Below are 16,629 nucleotides of genomic sequence, written 5' to 3'. Positions count from 1 at the left end.
TAGTACGCGCGCAGACGGTCGGCAGGCGGTACGGGAAGGGGAGGATCGCGATGGGGTCCGAGCGGGGACCGCGGGAGCGGATGGTGTTCAGCGCCGCCCAGTTGATGCGCGGCGGTGGCGTCGCCGCCGCCGGGATGCGGGACGTCGTCGCGCGGGCGCAGGCGCCGCGGGGCTCGCTCCAGCACTACTTCCCCGGCGGCAAGGAGCAGTTGGTCAACGAGGCCGTGGAGTGGAGCGGCGACTACGCGGCCCGGCGCGTGGCACGGTTCGTCGCCGGGCTCGCGAAGCCCTCGCCCAGCGGTCTGTTCGCCGCGATGGTCCGCCAGTGGACCGACGAGCTGGAGTCCGCCCCGGCCGCCACCGGGTGCCCGGTCGCCGCGGCCGTGGTCGACCGCGGGGGCTCCGCGGAGTCCACCAGGGTCGCCGCAGCGGCCGCGTTCGACCGCTGGACCCGGTCGGTGGCCGGGGCGCTCACGGACATGGGCGTGCCCGCCGGGCGCGCCGGGCCGCTCGCGACCCTCATGATCGGCACGCTCGAAGGCGCCCTGCTCATCGCCCGTGCCGAACGGGACCCGCGGGCCCTGACGGCGGCGGTCGCCGAGCTCGGCCCGCTCCTCGACGCGGCGGTCCCCGAAGGGACGTAGTGAGGGGTCCTACGGATGTCCGCTGCCGCACATGGCCCGGGCGTCCGGGCACAGCAGCGTCAGGGCCTCCCGCACGAGCGGATGGTCGAGGTGCCGGGCGACCAGGACGAGATGGGCGCGTTCCCCGGCCGCGGGGACGTCCTCGCCCGGCAGGCCGGGGAAGTCGGAGTCGGCGGGGGCGGGCGGCCGCCCGGCGCCGCGCCGCCCGGCGGCGTACAGGATCGTGGCGGCCGCCTGCGCCGCGACCACGTCGACGCCGGGGTACGCGCCGTGGCGGGCGAGGCGCGCCACGGCGTGGGCGGGCGCGGCGGTCATCCACGGCCTGAGGGCGCGGGCTCCGTCACGGATCTCGACCAGCCTGCGGGACAGGGCGATCCGCGTGTCCCAGCCGCCCCACGCGAGGCCGGGCGTGAGCACGAGGCGGGGGTCGGCGCGCACCACGGTCTGCCACAGCGGCCGCAGCGCGGAGTGGTCGCGCCGCTCCTGGCGGCGGGCGTGCACCGAGAGGCGTACGAGGCTGTGGTGGGCGACGAGCGCACTGGCCGCAGTGGTCAGCCACGCGCCCTCGGCCAGCGCGTCCAGGTCACGGCCGCGCGCGGCGCCCGCCATGGCCACCAGGAGGCAGACGGCGTGCACCAGGTCGAGCGCGACGGCCGCCGCGAAGCCCCGTACGGAACGGTCGAGTTCGGGCGTGAGCCCGGGGGAGCCGAGCGCCAGGAGCGAACGGCACTTGAGCACGGTCGCGGTCACGGCCGCCGACAGGGCGACGAAGTACAGGACGTGCAGCGCCACGATCTGAGGGGCCCGCGCGTGGTCGGTGGCCAGGAGCAACGGGCGGGCGGTGCCGTCGAGGTCGGTCAGGGCGAACAGGGCCGCAAGCACCACGAGCGTGCCGCCGTACAGCGGCACCCAGGTCCCCACCGTGCGGCGCAGCGGAGGTCCCGCGCGGTCCGGCGGATGCCACAGATGGGCCAGGAGATGGGCGTGGCCCACGCGCAGCAGGGCGGCGAAGTCGATGAGCAGGGCGGCCAGATGGGGCACGCCGGTGAGGTGCCCGACGGCCCGGTACACGGCGGGCGTGACGAGCAGGAAGAGCGCCGCCGAGTGGAACAGGGAGGACGCGGTGAGCTTGAGGGCGAGGGCCGGTTCGCGGCGGGCCGCGACCGCCTTGACGGTGCCGAGGGCCAGGCTGGCGGCGGCGACGGTGAGGCTGACCGAGGTCAGCAGGGCGTGCCACATCAGACGTCGGCGCGCCGGTGGGCGAAGGACGAGGTCAGGGAGCCCGTGGAGCTGATCGCCGGATCGAGGCACAGCATTAACAGGCCCACGGTGGCGAACACTTCGGCGGCCCACTCCTCGTCTTCCTCGTACGCCGCGGGGGCTGCGGCGTCCCCGCGTCCCGACGCCCCGGCGCGCAGCCGGGCGGGCCGGAAGAGGACCTCCTCGACCACGTCGGGAGGCAGGGAGGGCATCTGCTCGCTCAGCGCCCCGAGTTCGAGCAGGTCGCCGGCCGCGACGGCGGACGGGCTCGGGCCGGGCGACCTGCCGCACAGCAGGTGGTACAGCTCGTGGAGCAGGACGTGCAGGCCTTGCCGCTCACTGGTGTTGGCGGTGACGACGATGGTGTCTTCCGTGTCGCCGCGCACACAGAAGCCGCTGACGTGCGGGGGAAGGGGCACCCGCAGCACGGTCAGCGACCTGCGGCGCAGCCGGACGACGGCCTGCAGGAGCTCCTGGAGGCCCTGGCCGGGCCGCATCCCGAGGTCGTCGTGGATGATGCGGACGGTCTGCCGCCGTGCGCGGCCCCAGGCGCGGCGTCTGCGGACGGCGCCGAGGACGAGGGCCGGGGCGGTGTGGCACCAGGATGCGGGGGCGCCCGCGAACAGCACGGGTCAGCACTCCCGGGTCGGCCGTGAGGGGGGTGGCACCTGCCCGGCTCCGGGCCCCGGCACGGTTCTTCGCGCCCGCGTCGCGAGACACGGACGCGGCGCCCGTGCACTGGCGGTTCTCATAGGCCCTTCACACTCCCCGTTCCGCCCCTGTGACAGACGTGTGCCCGCTGACCTGCGCTGGGACATTATCAGGCTGATTTCGTACGGCGTCGTCGGCCCGCTCGGCGGCAGCGCGTGTGTGTCGATTCGCTCGGGTTCGAGGGCGAGTTGAGTAGACGGGGAGGCGGTGGGTATCGGCGGCGCGGCGGTGCGTCCCGCGGCGCGTTTGTACGGCCGGCAGGACACGGGGGAGAGCACGAAACGGAAACTGCTGCCGCTCGACTGCCACTTTTGACCAAAAGTCGAATGCTTTACGGCTGGTTATGGTGTCAACAATTGAAGACGGTGCTGGCCGGGGATGGTTCGGGCGGATACTCTCAGGGCGCCCAACGAGTTCCGTGGCCCATGGAGACCCTCAGGTGAACGCAGCCGACCACCAAGCGGCGCCCGGACACGTGATCGCCCGTCTCCTCGACGACGTCGACGCCTACGCCGCGCGCCTGGGGACCACGCGCGGGCGGCTGCTGGATCTCACGCTCGTCTCCCGCGCGACGGGGATCGAACCCGACCGTGTGCGCGCCCTGTTGAACGGCGAGCCCCCCGAGGACGAACCGCGCGAGAAGTACGCGCGCGAGGCGTTCCGGAAGGCACTCTTCCAGCAGCGGCTGCGCTTCCTCCAGCGGACCAGGCTGAAGGAGACACCGGCGGGCAGGGAGCCGTACGGCCTCAGGGAGATCTCGCGCGCGACCGGCATCTCCGCCCAGCACGTGTCGAACCTCCTGAACGGCGAGCGCGGCGCGAACCACGACCACGCCGCCCGCCTCGAACTGTTCTTCCGGGTGCCGGAGGGCTTCTGCTCCCGCACCGAAGGCGCCGCCCTTGTCGCCTATTTACGGCGCATGGTGCACGAGGACCTGCCCAAGCTGGCGACGCACGCCGTGCTCCAGGAGCTGGGCGCCCGCTCCGTGGCCCTGCGCAGCACGGCGGACGGTGCCCAGATCGACACGCTGCGCGACCTGTTGCCCGCCCTGGACGAACTGGTCAGGGCGATCCAGGCCCGCAGGTCCGGCGAGAGTCCCGGCGCGGACGGCGGGTCCGCTTAGCCCCGGTGGCTCTCCGTGGTGACTTGCCTCAGTCGCCGACGCTATGACATGCGTCGTTCTCAATCGTTGACACCGCCTGTGATAGTGCATCAGGATCTGTCTACGCCAGAGCCGGGGGCAGGTTGGCTCTGACGGGGAAGGAAACCTGCCCGGATGTTCCATTCGTCCGTATGGCCGTTGTCGGGCTTCTCCCGTGGGGGCGGGAGCGACCGGTAAGCGGCCGACGGTCCTGCTCATGCCCCGGTCGGCAGCGACGCCGCCCTGCGGTGGGCGCGGGTTGCCCACCCGACACCGCGGAGTCAACCACCCGGGGACTGGTTGGCCCCTGCGAATGGAACGAGCGTTCTATCAGGTGATGCCAGGGGCTGCCGCGGCCCGACCCGGACCGCGGTGGTACAGGGGAGGAGCGATGGTCTGGTGGCGGTACCGCGTACCACCCGCGCGCTCCTTGGCAGTGCGGTCTTGGAGACGGCCGCGGTTATGGTTCCCTCCGGGGCGCGGGGGCGCCTTGGCCCGGAGAGCCACGCCGCTGCCGAGTGGTGCGCGCGATGTCCGTGCGCGTACCCGCTGGGTGGGGTTGGGGACTCCGCTCGCCGAGCTGCCCGTTCCTGATGAGCCGGTGCTCAGATCATGACGGGGCTAATTCAGGAAGATGCCATGGATGCTACTGCTACGACCCTGGCCGCATCGGCCGGGGCGATCATCGCCGATGAGCACGGTGATGTGCTGATGGTGAAGCCGTTGTACACGGCGTACTGGAATCTGCCCGGGGGGCATGTCGAGGGAGGGGAGGATCCGAGCGCCGCGTGCGCTCGCGAGATCCGCGCGGAGCTGGGCCTGGACGTGACGGTGGGTGACCTGCTCGTGGTCGCCTGGGTCGACTCCGGCGGTCCCATGCCCCGCGTCTGCTACATCTTCGACGGGGGTGAGGTGGACGCCGCACAACGGCGCGCCCTCACCCGGAGCGAGGACGGGGACGTGTGCTACCGCTTCGCCCCGCCCGAGCGCATCGACGCGTCGATGGTCTCGCCGTTCGTCAAACCCATGTGGGAGGCCGCACTGACCGCCCGCACGGAGAAGCGACTGGTCTGCCTCGAAGTCGAGGTGTGAACCACCGCTTCGCGGCAGCCGGTTGAGCCACGCCCGTACGGGGCGTGCCACCGCGGTGCCAGGGAGAGGCCCGAGCCGACCGGATCCTGTCCCGCCACCGACGCCGACACCGCTCACGCACCGTGCCCGGCCCCGCGGCCCGCGGGGCCGGGGCGGCGCCCTCATCCAGTCAGTGGTCCGGCCCGTGACGGGCCGGTGGACCAGCGCACGGCCTGACACGCGCACCACGCACGAATGCCGCCGCCGGGGGATCGGCGGCGGCATTCTCACGCAGGGCCGACGGCGTCCCGTCACCCCTGCTCGCACCGAGCTTGGGGGAGAACCGTTGCTCGGTGTGTGCCGGTCGGCGTCCGCTGGAACCTGTAGCGGCGTGCCGACAGATGCACCCCATCCCGCATCGCGCCGCCGCGCAACACCGGGCCCCCGTCGGAGGGCCGCGTGTTTCACCTGGCGAAAGGGCAGGTCCCTGGATTCCGGGAGCCGGAATCCAGGGACCTGCCCGCGGCGCGTGCGCCGCCGTGCCGCGTCAGCCCGCCGACGCGGTGGACAGTGCCTGGTCGCCGCTGTCCCGCTGCCAGGCGATCCACGAGCAGTCGGTCATGAGGGCCAGGATGTCGGGCTCCGCGTCGGCCCGGTCCAGGTGCCGGAACTCCGACGCCAGGGTGATCACCATGCGCTCGGGCAGATGCAGATCCGGATAGCGGTCCTCCGCGATGAGGTGCCGCGCGGCCTCGGTCGGCGTGAGTCCGCGCGCGTGCAGGGACCGCGCCTGGTCGGCCAGGTCCCGCAGATAGGCGATGTGCCCCCGCAGGCCGTCCTGGTCGAGCACTGGGCCGTGGCCAGGGACGACGAGGTCGGGGTCCCAGCCGAGCACGCGCTCGCAGGCGAGCACCACCCGCTCCAGCGGACCCGACCAGTGGCAGACGTGGTCACCCGCGAACACCACGTCGCCGGCGAAGACGATGCGCTGCTTCGGCAGGTGCACGACCATGTCGCCCACGGTGTGCGCGGGGCCCACGTCGTGCAGCTCCACCGGCATGTCACCGATGCGCAGGTCCAGACGGCCCTCGAAGGTCCGCGTCGGCTCCTGGACGGTGATGCCGCGGAAGTCGAACCGGCCGAAGTGACGCCGGAAGTACCAGCCGAGCGGCTCGCCCGGATCCGTGTCCTCCACCAGGGAGCGCAGCTGCTCGGGCGTCGGCTCGAAGCACTGGTGCTCCAGGGTGCGCCGGGTCGAGACGATCTCCGCTCCGGTCACCCGCTGGTTGCCCCAGCCGTGGTCGCCGTTGCCGTGCGTGGTGAGCACGGTGGTGATCCCGGTGCCGGGCCCGGCCGCGGCGCGCGCCGCGGCGAGGAAGTCGTCGGTGCGGTCGAGGGTGTACGGCGTGTCCACCAGGGCCGCTTCCCCCGCGGCCGTGAGCAGGCCGCAGTTGGCCAGACCCCAGGCGCCGGCGGCGTCGGGGGACCACACGTGGACGCCGGTGGCCAGGGGGACGAGGCGCGGATCAGATTCCATGGTCATGCATTCTCACCCGGCGAGGTGGGGGCGAAGACCAGGAAGAAGAAGCGCGACCCGGGGGACTTGAGCGGCTGGGCGGTGCACATCGTCACCGAACCGAGCACCGACGGCTCGTGCCGGGGGCAGCAGCGGCTGGCGTCCTGCCGGTCGACGCCGAGTGAGGCTATCCCGGCGTGCCGCATCGGGCGCGCGTCCCCGTCGGGGTGGACGTAGGCCACGTCGTGCCGGCGGTAGATGGGGCCCGCGACGGGGTCGTCGTTGACCTCCTCGTCGATCTGCTGGAGATCCTTGTTGTGCGGGTGCGCGGCGAACGCGGTGCGCAGCTGGGCCGTCACCTTGATCGCCCAGTTCTCCTCCCAGTCGACGAGGTGACACTCCCGTGCCGTCTCGCAGAGCAGCATCCACCGCATCAGATTGCGCTCCGGCAGCTGCGGGGTCGTCCCCGGAACCTGCGGGAACATGCGGATGAAATCGTCGTTGCACGCCAGTACGTTCCAGGCCACGTCGTTGATGTAGCACGGCTGGCCCTTGACCCGGTTCACGGCCGTCAGCCACGCGGGGCCCACATGCGTGCCCGCCATCGGGTCCATCGGGAAGGGCGGTTCGTATCCGAGCGCGTAGACGTACAGCGCGGTGCGCTCGGGCTCTTCCATCCGCAGCACCGTGGCCACGTTGTCGAGGAAGTCGGCCGACGGCTGCGCCATCTCGCCGCGCTCGAGGAGCGCGTACGTCCGCTCGGAGACGAACAGCTCCTGCGCCACCCTGGCCTGCGAGAGTCCGTGCGAGCGCCGGCCGCGCCCGGTGCGCCGCGGCGAGCCAAGGTCGGTGGGGCTGATCTGGCTGCGCTTGTACTGCAGCAATTGCTGCAGCGCCTCCTTGTTGTTCAATTTCCAACCTTTCTCCGCGCTGTGCGGGGTGGTCGCTCGCGCCGTTCCGTAGGAAACATTTTCATCGGAAGTTGAACTTCCTGAAAAATCCGGACCGGAAAAATCAGGGCCTGGTGATCCTCCCGGTCCGGCCGCGAGAATGGCGTCAGGACCTGAACAGGCGGGGCATGGCGACGGGCCGTGCCGGTGAGGAGGGGTGCGCGGTGCTGCGACCGGTGGCCGCCACAGCGGTGCGAGAACACGCCGGCAGTGCGGTGGCCCGCACGCTGGCCGTGCTCCGCGCCCTGCGGGAACTGGGCCCGGGACCGCACCCGTTGGCGGTCGTCGCGGCCCGCGCGGAGCTGCCCGCACCCACCGCCCACCGCTATGTGCGGGCCCTCGCCAGGGAAGGGGCCGTCGAGCAGCGCGGTCCTCGGGGCCACTACGCGCTGACGGAGACACCGCACCGATCCACCCACCTCGTCGATGAGGTCACGGATACTAAAGTCGGTCAGACCTCGCCTGCGTTGCGTGCTGAACTCGTCACTCTACAGTCACGTACCGGGCAAGTGTCGCTCCTGTACGCTCCGTTGCTGGTGGGTGCCGCACTGCGGTTCTGCATCGACCGGGCGGTCGGTGCGCACGCCGCGGCGCTCGAGGCGGCGCCGCGGTCGGCGCTGCGGCGGCTCTGGAGCGCCCCCTTGGACGCCGACGCCGCGGGCCTGGCCATCCTGGCCTGCCTCGACGGCACGTCGTCGCCGGGAGCGCCCCTGGACCGCATCCGTGAGCAAGGTCACGCGGTGGGGCCCTCGCCGCTGCCGGAGTGGGAGTCGATAGCCGCACCCGTGTGGCGCGGCTCCGTGCCGGCGGGCGCGGTGGCCCTCGTCGCTCCGCGGCGGCAGCTGCGCGGCGCGGTCGCCCGCACCCGCTGTGTCCATGCGGTGATGGACACGGCCGCCTCCATGAGCGGCCTGCTCACCCGGACCCGGGTCCGGCACGCGGGCTGACCGGCGGACGGCCGCCGCTCCGCGCGACGCCGACGCCCACCGCACATCCCCCCACCCCGACCAGAGAGGTTCTCAGTGTCCCGCTCCGTACTGATCACCGGCGGCAGCCGCGGCATCGGCCTGGCCATCGCCCGCGCGATGCAGGCCGCCGGTGACCGCGTCGCCGTCACCTACCGCACCGGCGAGCCCCCCGAGGGCCTGCTCGCGGTGCGCTGCGACGTCACGGACACCGACCAGGTCGACCTCGCGTTCCAGCGGGTCGAGGAGGAGCAGGGGCCGGTCGAGGTCCTGGTGGCCTGCGCGGGCGTGGCCAACGACAAGCTCCTCATGCGGATGACGGAGGAGGACTTCACCTCCGTCATCGACACGAACCTCACCGGTGTCTTCCGCGCCGCGAAGCGGGCCACCCGCGGCATGCTGCGGGCCCGCAGCGGCCGCATCGTGGTGATCTCCTCGGCCGTGGGTCTGCGCGGCGAGGCGGGTCAGGCCAACTACGCCGCGTCCAAGGCGGGCCTCGTCGGCTTCGCCCGCTCCCTGGCCCGCGAGCTGGGCTCGCGCGGCATCACCGTGAACGTGGTGGCGCCGGGCCTGACCGAGACCGCCATGAGTCAGGCCCTCACCGAGGAGCAGCGCGCGGGCCTGGTCGAGCAGATCCCGCTCGGCCGCCTCGCCCGCCCCGAGGAGGTGGCCGCCGCCGTGGCGTTCGTCGCCTCGCCCGAAGCCGCCTACATCACCGGTGCCGTGATCCCGGTCGACGGCGGCGCGGCGATGGGGCACTAGACCCCGCGCGGTCCGCGCGACGGCACTGATTCCGTCGCGCCGACCGCGCGGACACGGGCGGCTGCTTGCGGCCACGACCGGTACGGGGGTACGGCCGTGGCCGCGGCAGCCAAGCTCGTTGCGCCGCAACTTGGCCTGAGATGCGTGGGAGACGCTCCGTCCCGCGTGACATCGTGGACCCATCGATTGGTCTGGACCTGACAAGGCCCGCGAGACCGCGACGGGACGCGTCAGGGTGAGGAGCGTACGCATGCGCGGGACCACCATCTTGCCCGGAGGCCGGGCGAACGGCAGCGAACCGGAACGGGGAGGACTGCCGATCCACCGCCTGGAGGTGCCGAAGCCGAACGCGCTGCCCTTCGCGATCGGGACCTTCGACACCATCGGCCCCATGTCGCGCGCCTCCTTCCCGCACCGGCACACCTTCCACGAGATCGTGTACGTCACCGGCGGCACCGGCAGCCACGTCGTCGACCTGACCCGGTTCACGCTGCGCCCTCCCCACCTGTGCTTCATCGCACCGGGGCAGGTGCACTACTGGGACGGCGCCCGGGACCTCGAAGGCTGTCTGATCCTGTTCACCGACGACTTCCTCCTGGAGAACCCCAGGGACCAGGAGACCCTGCGCGGACTCGGCCGCCGCTCCTGGCTCGAACTCTCCGAAGCGGAGGCCTCCTGGGCGCACCGTCTGGTGGCCGACCTGGACCACGAGTACCGCACCGGGGCCGAGGACTTCCCCAGCGTGCTGCAGGCGCTGCTGCACATCCTCGTCGTGCGCGCCGCGCGTCTCCTCGCGCCGGAGCGGGCCGCGCACCGGGCGGCGCCCGCCCGCCCGGCCTCGGTCGCCGCCGACTTCGTCACGCTCGTGGACACGTCCGAAAGCCCGCTGTGGTCGGTGCGCGAATGCGCCGCCCGGCTCGGCGTCTCCGTGAGCTATCTGAACGAGGCGGTGAAGACGGCCATGGGCCGCACCCCCGGCGAACTCCTGCGCCAGGCCCGCGCCCACGAGGCCAAGCGGCTCCTCGTCCGCACCGAACTGACGGTGCGCCAGGTCGCGGACCGGGTCGGATTCACCGATCCCGCCTACTTCTGCCGGTTCTTCCGCCGCGAGACCGGGACGAGTCCCGGCGACTTCCGCCGCGGCGGTGGTGATATTCACCACGACCACCGCATTCCGTCCATCGCCCGGACCCGGCCCTCCGCATAGCTTCATAGCCGATCCGATCCCCCCACCCCCAGGAGGAGCGATGGACGGCGACACCCACGTGAACGGGCACGACGCGGGCGAGCCCGTGGACGGCGACGGCACCGCCGCGGGCACCCCGCGTCCGGGCCCGAGCCGCAAGACGGTGCTACGGGCGGCCCTGGCCGCGGGCATCGCGGTACCGGTGACGATGGCGGCGGCCCCCGCCCTCGCCCGCGACAAGGCGAGCGGCAGCGCGCCTCTGGAGCTGACCCCGTCCTGCGACGACGGCGACGACCCGACCCCGCCGCAGACCGAGGGGCCGTACTTCAAGCCCAACTCCCCGCGCCGGACGTCGCTCATCGAGGCCGGCACCACGGGCATACGCCTGACCGTGACCGGCTACGTCTTCGGCCTCAAGTGCAAGCCGCTGGCGAACGTGCTCCTGGACTTCTGGCAGGCCGACCGCAGGGGCGCGTACGACAACGTCGGCTACAAGATGCGCGGGCACCAGTTCACCAACGCGCAGGGAGCCTTCGCCCTCACCACGGTCTTCCCCGGCCTGTACCCGGGGCGGACCCGGCACATCCACGTGAAGCTCCAGGCCCCCGGCCGCCCCGTCCTCACGACCCAGCTCTACTTCCCCAACGAGCCCCGCAACAACACCGACCCCATCTTCGACTCCCGGCTCCTCATGAACGTACGGGACGTCGGCAACACCAAGGAGGCCGAGTTCGACTTCGTCCTGAACGTGCCGCAGTAGGCACGGCCGAAGGGCCCTGATCCCCCGTCAGGGTGGACCGGCGCGCGGGAGCGCCGGTCCCGCCCACCGTCACTGCCAAGATCGTCACGCCTTTTCGGTACGGCTGACGACTTTCAGAGAGGTGGCACGTGAACGGTATGGGTGCGAAGGCGCGGTGGCTGGTGCGGACGGTGACGACGTTCGTCTGCCTGGGGGCGGCCGTGACGGCCGCCGCGCCGTCGGCGTTCGCCGGCGCGTCGGGCTGCAACCAGCGGACCTGCATCCGTGTGGACGGCAGCGGTCTGCGCGTGGAGACGGTGCAGGCCGCGACCACGTGGAACGGTGACTTCTCCGGTCACTTCCACATCTGGGGCGGTGGCATCGACCAGAACAGCGCCACGGGCTTCTGGGGCTACCACCAGAAGTTCACGGTGCCCGTCCACCGGGATCTGCCCAACGGCGCCGTGCTGTGCGCCGAGGGCTGGGAGCACGTGGGCGGCCGCATGGAGTCCCGCGGCCGTGCCTGCGCGGAGGTCCACTTCTGATGACTCCGGTGGCGGGGCCCGGGCGCCCCGGGCCCCGCCACCGGTCTGCACGGATCAGCCCCCGGCGACAGACCTACCCGGCTTCCGCGCGCAGCTCCGCTATGAGCTCGAAGGAGCGTACGCGGGCGGCCGGGTCGAAGACCGGGGTGACCAGCATCAGCTCGTCCGCGCCCGTGGCCTCGGCGATCCGGGTGAGCTGCGGGGCGATCGACTCCTTGGTGCCGCGGGCCTGCTGGGCGACGAACGCGGCCACGGCCGCGCCGTCCCGCTCGCCGAACTCGTGCCCGGCCGCGGTGGCCGGGGTGGGGAAGGCCGTCTCGGAGCGGCCGCCCAGCAGCCCCGCCTTGATGACGTCCATCGGCCGGGCGAGCGCGGCGGCCTGCTCCTCGGTGTCGGCACAGACGGCCTCGACGCACACGAGGACCCGCGGGGCCGCGCTCCAGCGGGACGGGCGGAAGGCGGCCCGGTAACGCTCAAGGGCGCGCGGGGTGTTGTCGGGCCGGATGTGGTGGGCGAAGGCGACCGGAAGACCGAGCGACGCGGCCAGCTCGGCCCCGGCGTCGCTGGAGGCGAGCAGCCACGGCTCGGGCAGTTCGCCGAAGTGCACCTCGCCGAGGAAGCCGAGGATGGCCTCGACGTCCGCGCGGTAGTCCCCGTCGGTGGCGGGCTCGGCGCCCCGGCGCAGCGCGCGGGCCGTGGGCTCGTGGAAGGTGCCGGGGCCCCGGCCGATGCCGAGGTCGACCCGGCCGGGGTGCAGGGCCGCGAGGGTGGCGAACTGCTCGGCGACGGTGAGCGGGGCGTGGTTGGGGGCGAGCACGCCGCCCGAGCCGACCCGTATCGCGGCGGTGGTCGCGGCGGTATCCGCAGCGAGCAGCACCGGCGGGAAGGCGCCGATGGCGGGGGAGTGGTGGTGCTCGGCGAACCAGAGCCGGTGATAGCCGAGGCGCGCCAACTCCCCGGCGACGGACTGGCAGTTGCGCAGCGCGTCGGCGGGCGTCGCGCCTTCCTCGACGATGGAGACCTCGAGCGCGGAGAGGGGCAGATCGATCATGACGTCACGATAGGCCAGGGCGCGCACGGCCAAGACGCCGAGCCGGGCGCGGCCGGGGGCGCTGTGCACCCGCCCTGGCGATGTCAGTGCCGGATGCGAGGCTCGGGGCATGGACGAAGTGATACGGCGTCGCCGCGTGTACGGCGCGGACCACGACGCGCCGGACCCCGGCCCGCGGCCGGGCCACGACTACCGGGAGCTCGTGGGCGGCCCGCTCGACGGTCTGCTCCTCGACGTCACCGGATGGACCGAGGGACAGCTCGCCGAGGGCGCGCTGCTCGACACCGAGATCGGCCGGTACGGCCCTGGCGGGCGCGCCGAGTACGGGCCGCGCACCGGTTCGCGACGGCTGTGGGACTGGCGCGGGGACACTCCCTGAGCACTTGTCCGCGCCGGGCGACGACCACGACGTCTACGCCGTCGAGGGGACCGGCGGACGGCGGCGGTGGAGGTTCGGCACCGGCGGCCCGGCGCGGACGGGACCGGCCGCGGCGAAGGGGGCGGGGTACTCAGCGGTGTCGACGCCGGCCTGTACGCCCTGCGTACGCGCGACGGCTCGGCGCGCTGGAGCCCGCACCGCGGCCGAGCGCTCCGATCGCCGCCCGGCGTGGCCGACACGGTGGTCCGCGACGACGCTGACGACCGGGAGCGGCGCGCCGCCACCGCCTCGTACCCGCCCCGCGGAGCGGGATGCCGCCGCGCCCCCGCCGGCTGTCCGTGTACTCCACACCGGAGTCGCGGGGGTGTCCGCACCGGCACGCCGCGTGTATCCAGCACCTGAAATCGGCGGGGAAACAAGCGTGAAATGAGCCGTCTCGGGGGATGGTGCTCTCCCTCCCGTCCGGCAAGGATGCACTCCTCCCCGGCGCACCACCGCCACCACCGTGCCGGGGCCGCACCCCGCGGACAGGAGGAAGCGCACCGCCATGGGGACACACGCAGCACCGCACCGGCGCCGCAGACCCGCCCTGTTCGCCGCCGTGGGCGTCGCCTTGCTGGCCGGACTGCTCGGCCTGCCGCGCGCCGACGGAGCGCCCCGGTCCGCGGACGCCTGCCGCACCGCGGGGGCCGCGATGCCGCGCGGCGACTGCGGGCCGTACTGGCAGGTCCTTGCGGAGGACTTCAACGGCGACCGGGTGCCGCTCGGCGCGTTCCGCGACTGCGACCACCACGTCGACACCTCCGCCGCCTACTGCGGCGGGCTCCGCGGCGCGTACCGGAACACCTGGTGGGCGTACCCCACCGGTTGGCGCGACACGGCCAACGAGCGCCAGCGCGGCCGGAGCGTGGCGGGCGTCTACCACCCGGAGGACACCGTCAGCGTCGGCCCCGCCGCGAACGGCGACGGCCGGATGCGGATCCGGATGTGGCGGCCCGCCGACGGCGGTCCCGTGCACTCCGCCGCGGTGGTCCCCCGCGCCGTCATGCAGATGAAGTACGGGAAGTTCAGCGCCCGCATCAAGGTGACCAAGGCCGCCCCCGGCTACAAGTCGGCGTGGCTGCACTACGGCGGCGGCTGCGAGATGGACCACCCCGAGGGCGAGTGGACGGGCTCCCTGACCGCCTTTCACCACCCCTGCGGCGGCGGTGAACAGGGCACGTACCACGGTGCCGACGACTGGACCCAGTGGCACACCGTGTCCACCGAGTGGACCCCCGGCCAGGTCCGCTTCGTCGTCGACGGCCGCCAGGTGGGCCGCGACACCCGGAACGTGCCGGACCGCCCGCTGTCCTGGGTGCTGCAGAACGAGAGCGCCCTGGAGGGCCCGTCGGCGGCGCCCGGCAGCAGCGCGCAGCTGGAGATCACCTGGGTCGCCGCCTACGCGTACGGCTGGAAGGGAGCCCGGTAGCGAACCCGGCGACCCCGGCGGTCCGGCAGAGGTGTGGTCCTAGCCGATCGACGCCCACTGCTTCCAGTACGGCGTCTCGCCGAGCTGGGTGCGGCCCGCGAAGGTGCCCCGGCCGGAACCGGCGTTCAGCCACAGCCGGTTGGACGTGTCGCGGGCGACGAGGTCGTGCTTGCCGTCGCCGTTGACGTCACCGGCGCCGATGACGTCCTTGTAGGAGGCGCCCCAGTCCTTGAAGACCCGGACGCGGTCCTTGAGGCGCCCGGCGCGGGTGCCGTCGTAGCGCCACAGCTCACCTGACTTGTCGAGGGCGAGGACGTCGCCGATGCCGTCGCCGTTGAGGTCGCCCGCCCCGATGACCCGCTGGTAGCCGGTCCAGGACGAACGGATCTTCACCCGCGGGGCGAAGCCGTCCCGGCCGTCGTGCGCGTACAGGTAGACGTGCCCGGTGGCCTTGTCGCGGGCCAGCAGGTCCGGGCGGCCGTCGCCGGTCTGGTCGCCCGCGGCGAGGAGCGTGTCGTACTTGCTCCAGTCGCGCGCGAGCTTCTTGTACGGCGAATCGGGCAGCGGCATGCCGTCGCAGACCGGGGTGTAGAGCCGGGTCTCGCCGCCGGGCATCCGCGCCACGACGTCGTTGCAGCGGTCGCCGTCGAAGTCGCCGAACGGCACGAGGCGGGTCTTCTCCGGCCAGGTGCGCAGCTGGAAGGGGCGCGGCGAGCCGTCCTGCGTGAACAGGTTGAGCGCGCCGGTGGTGGAGACGCCGATCAGGTCCGCCTTGGCGTCGTCGGCGAAGTCGTGCCACTTGGGCAGGGCGCGCTTGCCCGTGGTGGCGGTGAACGTCCGCCGGCCCTGGCCGTCGGTCTCGGTCCACACCGCCACCGGGCGGCCCTGGCCGTCGGCGGTCACGCGGCCGCCGCTGTAGTGGCCGTCCGTGGGGGTGCTGAGGATCCGCGGCTTGGAGATGCCGTGGTCGCCGACCGTCTGCGTGACGAAGTCGGTGCGCACCACGGAGCCGGCGGCGTAGCGCTTGCGCGCGTACGTGACGACCAGGGCGCCGGTGGCGGTGCGCGCGCTGCTCACGGAGTCGTCCGCCACATAGCGGTCGAGCAGGCGCGCCTCGGTCCACCGGCCCGTGGCGGCGTGCAGCGTCGCCACGTGGGGGCCCCAGCCGCCGCGGCCGACGGCGGTGACGTCGCCGTTCGGGGCCGTGTGCAGCTCGGCGGGCCGGGTGGCGTCGGCGCCCACCCCGACGGGCTCGGCCGTGCCCCAGTCCGCCCCCGCGGCCTTGCGGGCGTACGCGCCGTGGGACAGCAGGTGGAAGCCGCCCCGCGGGTGGGCGGCGAGGGTGACCTGGTCGGGCTTCTCGCCGAGCTGCGGCAGATCGCGCGGCGCGCTCCAGGAGCCGGACCCCGCGGGCTTCTCCAGGTACTTGTAGTGCCACTTGTACGCCGTCGGGTCGGGGTCGACGCCGTCGCCGTCGTAGAAGCTGTTGCCGCCCCACAGGACCGCGACGGCACCGTCGGCGGCGAGGGCGAGGCGCAGGTCGCGCAGCCTGTAGTCGTAGGTGTTGTCAGGTCGTTCGATCGGCTCGGGCAGCTGGTCGAGGGTGACCGGCGCGGTCCACTCCGTGCCGGGGCCCGACTGCTCCGTGACCCTCAGGCGGCGTTCCCCGTCCATCCAGGCGACGGCCGTCCGGCCCGCGGCGTTGCCCGCCACGACGGGGGCCCGCACCGGCCCCGTGGTCGGCACGGTCTCGGCCGTGCCGAAGGAGGTGGTGTCCGGGCCGAGCCGCGAGACGCGCAGCGTGCCGGGGCCGCCGTCGCCGGGCTCCTCCCACGTCAGGAGCGAGATCGAGCCGTCGTCGGTCCGGTGGAGGGAGGCCTTCTCGGCGGGCCGGGCGGGCTGCCAGGCGGTGCCGCCCGCGGGCCTGAGGGCGACCACGCTCTTGCCGTCCTGTGTGAACAGGCCGACGACCGTGCCGCCGCGGTTCGTCTTCAGATCGTGGACCTGGGTGACGCCGGGCAGCTCCGCGGGCGCCGTCCACGGGCCCACGGTCCCTTGCGGAGCGGCCTCGGCCGTCCGGGGCACCGGCTGCGGCTCGGCCGCGTGCGCGCTCGGCGCGGCGACGGCCAGGGCGAGCACGGGTGCGAGCGCGCTGCCCAACAGCGCGCGCGACTGCATCGTCATGGAAAAGTTCCCCCCCGGGATTGCTGCCATGAAAGTAGCGGCAGCGTATATCAG

At 73.2% G+C, this 16,629-nt stretch carries 15 protein-coding genes and 1 pseudogene; 10 read left to right on the top strand and 6 right to left on the bottom strand.

Features of this window, described 5'->3' with window-relative positions; genetic code table 11:
- Positions 1 to 50 precede the first annotated feature (50 nt).
- A complete protein-coding gene (locus tag CP982_RS04655) occupies positions 51 to 644 on the top strand; it encodes a TetR/AcrR family transcriptional regulator (protein ID WP_229878847.1) in 594 nt (197 codons plus the stop codon).
- A 9-nt stretch (positions 645 to 653) separates the two neighbouring features.
- Here CP982_RS04655 and CP982_RS04650 read toward each other — a convergent pair whose 3' ends face one another.
- Together CP982_RS04650 and CP982_RS04645 are read right to left on the bottom strand one after the other, a co-directional pair.
- On the bottom strand, positions 654 to 1,883 hold the full coding sequence (locus tag CP982_RS04650; protein ID WP_150509304.1) for an MAB_1171c family putative transporter: 1,230 nt from the start codon (positions 1,881 to 1,883) through the stop codon (positions 654 to 656).
- Positions 1,883 to 2,533: a hypothetical protein gene (locus tag CP982_RS04645; protein ID WP_150509303.1), complete on the bottom strand. Its 651-nt coding sequence runs from the start codon at positions 2,531 to 2,533 to the stop codon at positions 1,883 to 1,885. Before CP982_RS04645 ends, CP982_RS04650 begins: the two co-directional genes overlap by 1 nt.
- Positions 2,534 to 3,054: 521 nt before the next feature.
- On the opposite strand from CP982_RS04645, the gene CP982_RS04640 reads away from it, so the two are divergent.
- Positions 3,055 to 3,738 (top strand): helix-turn-helix transcriptional regulator, encoded by a 684-nt coding sequence (locus CP982_RS04640; RefSeq protein WP_150509302.1) that lies wholly within the window; start codon positions 3,055 to 3,057, stop codon positions 3,736 to 3,738.
- 657 nt (positions 3,739 to 4,395) lie between these two features.
- A complete protein-coding gene (locus CP982_RS04635; protein ID WP_150509301.1) occupies positions 4,396 to 4,848 on the top strand; it encodes an NUDIX domain-containing protein in 453 nt (150 codons plus the stop codon).
- 526 nt (positions 4,849 to 5,374) lie between these two features.
- Here CP982_RS04635 and CP982_RS04630 read toward each other — a convergent pair.
- Both CP982_RS04630 and CP982_RS04625 read right to left on the bottom strand, forming a co-directional pair.
- The gene (locus CP982_RS04630; RefSeq protein WP_229878846.1) at positions 5,375 to 6,364 is read right to left on the bottom strand and encodes an MBL fold metallo-hydrolase; all 990 of its coding nucleotides are present in this window, start codon (positions 6,362 to 6,364) and stop codon (positions 5,375 to 5,377) included.
- 2 nt (positions 6,365 to 6,366) lie between these two features.
- Entirely contained in the window at positions 6,367 to 7,254 is an 888-nt protein-coding gene (locus CP982_RS04625; protein WP_150509299.1) for a helix-turn-helix domain-containing protein, read from the bottom strand.
- A 167-nt stretch (positions 7,255 to 7,421) separates the two neighbouring features.
- Here CP982_RS04625 and CP982_RS04620 point away from each other — a divergent pair, with 167 nt between their 5' ends.
- The 5 genes and pseudogenes from CP982_RS04620 to CP982_RS04600 all read left to right on the top strand — a co-directional run bounded on the left by CP982_RS04620 (position 7,422) and on the right by CP982_RS04600 (position 11,490).
- Entirely contained in the window at positions 7,422 to 8,240 is an 819-nt protein-coding gene (locus CP982_RS04620) for a helix-turn-helix domain-containing protein (protein ID WP_150509298.1), read from the top strand.
- Positions 8,241 to 8,315: 75 nt separating this feature from the next.
- Positions 8,316 to 9,020 carry a 3-oxoacyl-ACP reductase FabG gene (fabG, locus tag CP982_RS04615; protein ID WP_150509297.1) on the top strand — a complete coding sequence of 235 codons (705 nt, stop codon included), beginning with the start codon at positions 8,316 to 8,318 and terminating at the stop codon, positions 9,018 to 9,020.
- A 250-nt stretch (positions 9,021 to 9,270) separates the two neighbouring features.
- Positions 9,271 to 10,227: an AraC family transcriptional regulator gene (locus CP982_RS04610; protein ID WP_150509296.1), complete on the top strand. Its 957-nt coding sequence runs from the start codon at positions 9,271 to 9,273 to the stop codon at positions 10,225 to 10,227.
- A gap of 40 nt (positions 10,228 to 10,267) precedes the next feature.
- Positions 10,268 to 10,963: pseudogene (locus tag CP982_RS04605) on the top strand (dioxygenase family protein); the annotation flags it as partial.
- A gap of 131 nt (positions 10,964 to 11,094) precedes the next feature.
- Positions 11,095 to 11,490 (top strand): hypothetical protein, encoded by a 396-nt coding sequence (locus CP982_RS04600; RefSeq protein WP_150509294.1) that lies wholly within the window; start codon positions 11,095 to 11,097, stop codon positions 11,488 to 11,490.
- A gap of 73 nt (positions 11,491 to 11,563) precedes the next feature.
- Here CP982_RS04600 and CP982_RS04595 read toward each other — a convergent pair whose 3' ends face one another.
- Positions 11,564 to 12,541, bottom strand: a complete 978-nt coding sequence (locus tag CP982_RS04595) for an MsnO8 family LLM class oxidoreductase (protein WP_150509293.1) — start codon at positions 12,539 to 12,541, stop codon at positions 11,564 to 11,566.
- A 109-nt stretch (positions 12,542 to 12,650) separates the two neighbouring features.
- On the opposite strand from CP982_RS04595, the gene CP982_RS04590 reads away from it, so the two are divergent.
- Positions 12,651 to 12,920 (top strand): MDR/zinc-dependent alcohol dehydrogenase-like family protein, encoded by a 270-nt coding sequence (locus CP982_RS04590; protein WP_150509292.1) that lies wholly within the window; start codon positions 12,651 to 12,653, stop codon positions 12,918 to 12,920.
- 547 nt (positions 12,921 to 13,467) lie between these two features.
- Positions 13,468 to 14,391, top strand: coding sequence for a glycoside hydrolase family 16 protein (locus tag CP982_RS04585; RefSeq protein WP_150509291.1), 924 nt, complete (start codon positions 13,468 to 13,470; stop codon positions 14,389 to 14,391).
- Between the two features lie 39 nt (positions 14,392 to 14,430).
- Here the strand turns inward: CP982_RS04585 and CP982_RS04580 are convergent, their stop codons facing one another.
- Positions 14,431 to 16,575 carry an FG-GAP repeat domain-containing protein gene (locus tag CP982_RS04580; RefSeq protein WP_150509290.1) on the bottom strand — a complete coding sequence of 715 codons (2,145 nt, stop codon included), beginning with the start codon at positions 16,573 to 16,575 and terminating at the stop codon, positions 14,431 to 14,433.
- Positions 16,576 to 16,629: the final 54 nt, after the last annotated feature.

It is taken from the genome of Streptomyces spectabilis, from assembly GCF_008704795.1.
GTDB lineage: Bacteria > Actinomycetota > Actinomycetes > Streptomycetales > Streptomycetaceae > Streptomyces > Streptomyces spectabilis.
Note: the sequence above shows the minus strand (reverse complement) of the source record. Positions and strands in the feature narration are given on the sequence as shown.

Excerpts from the sequence above, each read along its gene's own strand:
- CP982_RS04655 (WP_229878847.1), top strand. The coding sequence starts at position 51 with ATGGGGTCCGAGCGGGGACCGCGGGAGCGGATGGTGTTCAGCGCCGCC.
- CP982_RS04650 (WP_150509304.1), bottom strand. The coding sequence starts at position 1,883 with ATGTGGCACGCCCTGCTGACCTCGGTCAGCCTCACCGTCGCCGCCGCC.
- CP982_RS04620 (WP_150509298.1), top strand. The coding sequence starts at position 7,422 with ATGGCGACGGGCCGTGCCGGTGAGGAGGGGTGCGCGGTGCTGCGACCG.
- CP982_RS04630 (WP_229878846.1), bottom strand. The coding sequence starts at position 6,364 with ATGGAATCTGATCCGCGCCTCGTCCCCCTGGCCACCGGCGTCCACGTG.
- CP982_RS04585 (WP_150509291.1), top strand. The coding sequence starts at position 13,468 with ATGGGGACACACGCAGCACCGCACCGGCGCCGCAGACCCGCCCTGTTC.
- CP982_RS04590 (WP_150509292.1), top strand. The coding sequence starts at position 12,651 with ATGGACGAAGTGATACGGCGTCGCCGCGTGTACGGCGCGGACCACGAC.
- CP982_RS04580 (WP_150509290.1), bottom strand. The coding sequence starts at position 16,575 with ATGACGATGCAGTCGCGCGCGCTGTTGGGCAGCGCGCTCGCACCCGTG.
- CP982_RS04635 (WP_150509301.1), top strand. The coding sequence starts at position 4,396 with ATGGATGCTACTGCTACGACCCTGGCCGCATCGGCCGGGGCGATCATC.
- CP982_RS04610 (WP_150509296.1), top strand. The coding sequence starts at position 9,271 with ATGCGCGGGACCACCATCTTGCCCGGAGGCCGGGCGAACGGCAGCGAA.
- CP982_RS04595 (WP_150509293.1), bottom strand. The coding sequence starts at position 12,541 with ATGATCGATCTGCCCCTCTCCGCGCTCGAGGTCTCCATCGTCGAGGAA.